Source organism: Rickettsia sp., assembly GCF_965035265.1.
Map to the genome: position 1 here is coordinate 1 of NZ_CBCDJS010000076.1, position 6,390 is coordinate 6,390.

Here is a 6,390-nt window from a genome sequence, read left to right on the forward strand (position 1 = left end):
ACTTAATTCTTTAGCTATTTTATCAAAATCATGAGAATTTCTAGTTAAACCGTGAGCACATACTATTATATTTTTATTATTAGGATCCCCGAATTCCACATAAGAAATTTTATGTTTCGGTATATATTGAAGAGGTAATAAATTAATATATGGGCCAATTTTTATTGAATTAATTTTCATATGAACCTATTAATTTAAATCACTTAAAAATATACTGACCATTGTCGGCATATATATAACTACAAAAAGCAAAGACAAAAACACAGTAGCAGCAACTTTCTCAGGGTAAAATTTTTGTAAATTTGCTATAACTATAGTATTGGCGGCTAAGGGGGCCGTAGAAAGTAATTTTAACGCATTATAATAATCATTGTTATACCATTTTGTTACAAAATGATCAAACATGATAAATAGTCCTATTCCAAGGGGATAAAATATAAATTTAGCAGCAAAAGTAGCAAGGGTGAATTTTATATCGACTTCAAATTTTTGCAAAGACGAAAGAGCAAGCCCCACCATAACCATACCAAGTATCGAAAAAGAACCTTTCATATTATATATAAAATCATCTAAGAAGTCCGGTAAAGTAAAACCACAAAAACTAAACAAACATCCCAAGAAAAAAGCATTTAAAATCGGTAATTTTACTACTTTTAATATGCTGTCGGTAGTATTGGAAAAGCTCCTCATACAAATATAAAAGCCGACAGAACATTCGTAAATATTAACTCCTATCACCGCCATCATGTAAATACTTAACGTATAATCATCAAAAAGTGCCGCCGCTATAGGCAACATAAAATATCCGCCATTTGCCGTACCTGCAGACAAAGCTATAATATTACGTGTATGATCTTGCCAAAATTTACCAAAAAAATAATAAGAAAAGAGCGATAAGAGTGTTGCGATTACAAATGTTACGACCGTAACGCTTAATGCCGAAAGTGTTAAGGTTGTACTAGCAGGTATCGTAAAAAATACTATAGGCGATATAAAATAGAAGAGTAATGAAGAGATACTATCTCTCTCAACATTTGAATATTTACCTGCTAAAAATCCTATTACTACACTTAATAATACCGAAACGGTTTTAAAAAAAACTATACTAAAAATTACCATTTATACTCCGAGTAAATAAAGAGTAGTATACGAAGATCAACTTCAAAAAGAGCAAGAAGTCCACAAGGCGAGGAGCGGAGCGTATAATAATACGTGAGCACCAAAGCTCTTGTAGGACGACGCAGCCAATTTTTGAAGTTCATCGAGTATAATGAGCTAAAGATATAATTACTTATAATACATGAGATTTTATTTTTTTCACTAGATTTTGTGAACATTTTTAATTGATTTTATATTTTAAGGTATTTTTTAGCGAAAATTAATAAGATTTTTGAAAGAATAGTTATTCATATTTCAAAAAATCTTATAATTTGTAGCAAAAAAGAACCAAAATTAAATCTTTTTAGAAATGTTCACAAAACCTGAATTTTGTAAAGATTTTTACTTTATAAACTTTTAATTGAAATATTAAAAGAATTATGTTATTTAAAGATTCTAATTTAATATCAAGTTCTCTATATGCTCATAAAAAATCTATTTTGTTTTATTATCATATTTTTCTACCTGAATTCTTATGCAGCCCCTGCTCCGCTTGGTCTTGAATTAAATAAAACTACACATCTAGACTTAACAAAAAAATACAAAATTATCAATAAAGAACCTAATTATTGGCAAGGATATAATTATTATATCAAACCAAACGAAAAAACTATCTCTAAAGTTTTAGTGATATGTAATGATTTTAATGTAATAGAAGCCGTTATTTTAACTATAGATAAGAATAAATTTGAAGAATTTTATAGCATCTTAAAGGATAAATATAGTTTAGAACAAGAAAATGATAGAGTGGTTACTTTCAAGGATGGTGATTGTTTAGTAATACTTGAATCTTCTGAATTAAATCCTGAAATGGAACTTGTATATATAACAAACGGTTTCTATAAAGAATTTTTAAATAAATTAGACAAAGAAGAAAAATTAGAGCAAGAGCAGATGAAGAGATTATTGTAGTATACTCGATGAATTTCAAAAATTGGCTACGTAGTCTTATAAGATCTGCGGTATTAAGTATACGCTCCGCTCCTCGACTTATAGACTCCTTGCTCTTTTTGAAATTGATCTTCGTCTACCAATTTTTCAAATTAAACGAGTATAGCCACTTCGGAAATTATAGGCATATGTAAATTGTATTTTTTTATCAAATCTAAAACTAATTTCAATGCTTCTCTTCCCTCTACTAGCTCTTTATATTCCTGTAAAAATTTCTTTTTATCGCTACTAATTCCAAGCTCATAACCAAATTTTGTATTGCGTGAACCTAACGAATAGCAAGTAAGAACTAAATCGCCTACTACTCCTGCCTCTAGTAATATATTTGAATTTTCTTGCATGCCTCCTAAGACCTTAGATAAAGTAGCAATTTCTTTCAAAGCAGATATTATAAGCGTTGCTCTAGCATTTTCGCCCTGCTCTCTTGCTAAATCAATCCCACTTTTAATAGCAAAGATATTTTTTAACGCTCCTGCCACCTGTAATGTCACAATATCGCTTGTCACATTAGTAGTAAAAATTTTTGAACTTAGATTATTAGCTATCTTATTTGCTACATCTATATCTAAACTTGCAATACTTGCTGAAGACGGTAAATTTTTGACAAGTTCCTTTGCAAGATTAGGGCCGGATAAAAAAGCTATAGAGCTATTCGGTAACAGGGTTTTAAGTCTGTCGGAAAACAATTCGGTAGGATTACGAGCAAAACCTTTTGTTGCGATTAAAAGAGTGTTATCTGTAGAAATGCCGTGAGTTTTTAATAATTTTATTGAATCATCAAAAGCGTAAGACGGCACTGCAATAATAATTAGTTCAAAATCCTTAATTATATCTAAGTTTGTAGTAGCCTGTAAATGAGCAGGTAATTTAATATCCCCTAAATATTTTACGTTAGTTTTGTTATGTAAAATTTCTTTTGCTATTTCCTCATCACGTAAAAATAAAGTAACATTATTACAGTTTTGTGCTGCTAAAGAAGCAAGGCTAGTACCGAAACTCCCTCCCCCATAAACTGCAATATTTTTAAATTTATTCATGTGCTTATTTTTTCTTTGTCACCCCGTGGCTTGACCACGGGGTCTTGTATCGCAGGCTGTGTCCTGAGATCCCGTGGTCAAGCCACGGGATGACAGTCAGGAAAAAATAATACTACTCCATGGCCCTTTCAAGATTTACTATTATCACAGGTGATTTATTAACTTCCTGTTTTAAGGTTTTACGGATTGTTCCTTTTATTGCCTCGATCACTTGTTCATCTGATAAAGCTTTTTTCGCTTGGCTTTGTTGAATGGTAACCAGTTCTTTGATGTCGTTTTTAATAAGGTTAACTAATGCCATATCCTCCTTTGGATCAAGCAATCCCGGCATAGATAATATCGGATTTGCGGCAAGTAGTCCTTGTTTATTAATTACTACCGATGCTACCACAATACCCGCTTCACGCATACGTCTTCTAGCTTTAAAAATCGGTGATTCTACAGAGAGTAAATAATTACCGTCAACAGCTAAATAACCGCTTTCAACCTTTGAAATTACTTTCGCATTATTAGGATCAAGCAATACTACACTGCCATTCTCAACCTCTACTGCCTGTTTTATGCCGTTTTTCTTAGCAAGCTTAACATGTTCATGAATATGTACCGGCTCGCCGTGAACAGGAATACAAATATTCGGTCTAATTAGAGAATACATTTTTTTTAGCTCATCAATCGATGGATGTCCTGAGACATGGACAAAATGATCTCGTTCAGTAATAACTTCTACACCGCTTTTAACAAATATATTAAATAGCCTGAATATTTTCTTTTCATTGCCGGGAATAATTTTTGAAGAAAAAATCATTGTATCTTTAGGTGCAAGCTTTATTGATTGGTGGGAATTACTAGCTAATTTTGCGGTTGCAGCGAGTGGTTCACCTTGACAACCGGTAGCAATTATAAGTAACTCTTCTCGCCTAAATCTACTAACATCGCGTTCACTAATTAGAGGAGCAATATCTTTAAAATACCCGCTTTCCTGAGCAGCAAGCATCATACGATGCAAGCTTCTACCGGTTAAGACTACTTTTCTACCGGCAAGCCCTGCGGCATGAATTATTGTATCAAGCCGTGCTAAATTAGAGGCAAAGGTTGAAACTACTACCATTTGAGGGCAGCCGGCTATAATATCTACTAAACTTTTTCTAACATCCCCCTCAGAACCTGAGCTTCCTTTATTAAACACGTTAGTTGAATCACAAACAAGTGCAAGAACCCCTTCATCTCCGTAAGATTTTAAAAGCTCTTCATCGGCTTTTTTTCCAAGTATCGGATCATTATCAAATTTCCAATCTCCTGTATGTAAAATATTACCCGCATCTGTACGGATCATAATTGCTTGCATTTCAGGAGCTGAGTGAGTCAGAGGCACCATTTCTAAGGAAAAAGGATCTAGGTTTATTTTACTACCAGATTTTACTTCATGAATTTTTATATTTTTAGCAAAATCATATTCATTTAAACGAATCTTTAAAAAGTTTGCAGTAAAAGTAGTAGTATAAATAGGACATTTAAGGCTATTCCATAAATATTGAACTCCGCCTAAATGATCCTCATGAGCGTGAGTTAAAATCAGACCTACTATATCTTTTTTATATTTCTCGATAAAGCTGCTATCGGCAATTATCATATCAACACCGGGTAAATAATCATCGGCAAAACCGCTACCGCAATCAATCATTAACCATTTACCTTTATAATGGTAAAGATTAAGATTCATACCTATTTCATTAGATCCTCCTAGCGGTACAAATAGCAGATCATTTTTATGATTTTTGATGTTGAATGATGACATAATTTAACTTAATATTTATTTTATTACTTTATTCTTATAACTTATTATTAGTTAAGCGTCTATATATTAAAAAAGAAATTCATATAATGAATATAAATAAACTAGCATTGATTTATAACCAAAATTCCAAGCATGTAGCTATTATAGAGGAAATTAAAAAACTCTATAATTACTGTAAGATAGAGGAAGCAGAAGTAATTATCGTAATAGGAGGTGATGGAGAATTACTACATAATATTCATCGTTATATGCATCTTAATATACCTTTTTACGGAGTTAATTTAGGAAGCCTCGGCTTTTTAATGAATCCTTTAGATACCAAGAATTTATTACAAAATATACATGAGAGTACGGTTTCTATCCTAAATCCTCTTCTTATGCAAGCCGAAGATACGAGCGGTCAAATACATACGGCACTTGCTATTAACGAAGTATCGATATTTCGTAAAACTAATCAAGCTGCTAAATTTAGAATAGACGTAAACGGGATAGAGAGAATGAGCGAATTAGTAGCAGACGGAGCTTTAGTTGCAACACCTGCCGGAAGTAGTGCTTATAACTTATCTGCCGGTGGTCCTATTTTACCGCTTGAGTCAAACATGTTATGCCTAACCCCTATCTGCTCGTTTAGACCGCGTAGATGGCACGGTGCTTTACTGCTTTCATCCGCTACAGTTAAATTTGAAATATTTAATACAAATAAACGACCGGTAAATGCTACTGCCGACTTCCAAGAGTTTAATAATATCACAAATGTTACCGTTAAATCTACTAAGGATAAACCTATCAAACTGCTCTTTAATACAAATCATACGTTGGAAGATCGAATTATTAAAGAGCAATTCGGTGGATAAATTATTAAGAAATATTAATAATTTCTTTACTAAAAAGTAAATTAATATATAATGCCTTGTTAAAATAACTAGGTATTATATGAAAGCAAAAAAGTCCTCTATTAACTTTTCTGAAAATAACCATATTTTATGGTTATCACTTACGGGTGATGCCTTGGTACAAGGAACAATAACATGTATTGAAGATGTAGTTACAAAGTTTAAAATAGAGAATTATTTAGAGGCTATAGAGAACGTAAAGGATTTAAAATTAGCTTTAGAAACAGCTAGTATAGCAAGTAATAGACTAAGTAATAGACATAAAAAATTATTACTAAAATGTTTATTAAAAAATTATAATTATGAAGATCTTAAAAACCATAAATTATTTGAAAATTATACCATAAATCAAGATAAAACGGCCATAATTCACAAAAGCTATGAATCAGAAATTGAGTTTAAATTTGAACTATAATGGCCTGAAAAATCAAGACAAAATATATGAACAATGTACTTGGTAATGTTGCTTAAAATTAAGCTGCTATTTGTTCATAATGTTGTACGTAATCCAGATAAACATTCATAGGTTTTTTATACCCAATACTTGAATGGAATC

The 6,390-nt window shown here is 31.8% G+C and carries 6 protein-coding genes and 1 pseudogene; 3 read left to right on the plus strand and 4 right to left on the minus strand.

The genetic code is table 11. The features are described from left to right. Nucleotides 1-180, minus strand: a pseudogene (locus tag AC1Z7D_RS05475) (alpha/beta fold hydrolase); the annotation flags it as partial. Between the two features lie 9 nt (nucleotides 181-189). Further along, a complete protein-coding gene (locus AC1Z7D_RS05480; protein WP_482602670.1) occupies nucleotides 190-1,119 on the minus strand; it encodes an AEC family transporter in 930 nt (309 codons plus the stop codon). Between the two features lie 459 nt (nucleotides 1,120-1,578). Between AC1Z7D_RS05480 and AC1Z7D_RS05485 the strand changes: the two genes are divergently transcribed. Then, nucleotides 1,579-2,070 carry a hypothetical protein gene (locus tag AC1Z7D_RS05485; RefSeq protein WP_482602672.1) on the plus strand — a complete coding sequence of 164 codons (492 nt, stop codon included), beginning with the start codon at nucleotides 1,579-1,581 and terminating at the stop codon, nucleotides 2,068-2,070. A 131-nt stretch (nucleotides 2,071-2,201) separates the two neighbouring features. On the opposite strand, the gene AC1Z7D_RS05490 is transcribed toward AC1Z7D_RS05485, so the two are convergent. Beyond that, a complete protein-coding gene (locus AC1Z7D_RS05490; protein ID WP_482602674.1) occupies nucleotides 2,202-3,146 on the minus strand; it encodes an NAD(P)H-dependent glycerol-3-phosphate dehydrogenase in 945 nt (314 codons plus the stop codon). Nucleotides 3,147-3,258: 112 nt separating this feature from the next. Then, nucleotides 3,259-4,941 carry a ribonuclease J gene (locus tag AC1Z7D_RS05495; protein WP_482602676.1) on the minus strand — a complete coding sequence of 561 codons (1,683 nt, stop codon included), beginning with the start codon at nucleotides 4,939-4,941 and terminating at the stop codon, nucleotides 3,259-3,261. Between the two features lie 86 nt (nucleotides 4,942-5,027). Here AC1Z7D_RS05495 and AC1Z7D_RS05500 point away from each other — a divergent pair, with 86 nt between their 5' ends. Together AC1Z7D_RS05500 and AC1Z7D_RS05505 are read left to right on the plus strand one after the other, a co-directional pair. Further along, nucleotides 5,028-5,795 carry an NAD kinase gene (locus AC1Z7D_RS05500; protein ID WP_482602678.1) on the plus strand — a complete coding sequence of 256 codons (768 nt, stop codon included), beginning with the start codon at nucleotides 5,028-5,030 and terminating at the stop codon, nucleotides 5,793-5,795. A gap of 79 nt (nucleotides 5,796-5,874) precedes the next feature. Further along, a complete protein-coding gene (locus AC1Z7D_RS05505) occupies nucleotides 5,875-6,249 on the plus strand; it encodes a hypothetical protein (protein ID WP_482602680.1) in 375 nt (124 codons plus the stop codon). Nucleotides 6,250-6,390 lie beyond the last annotated feature (141 nt).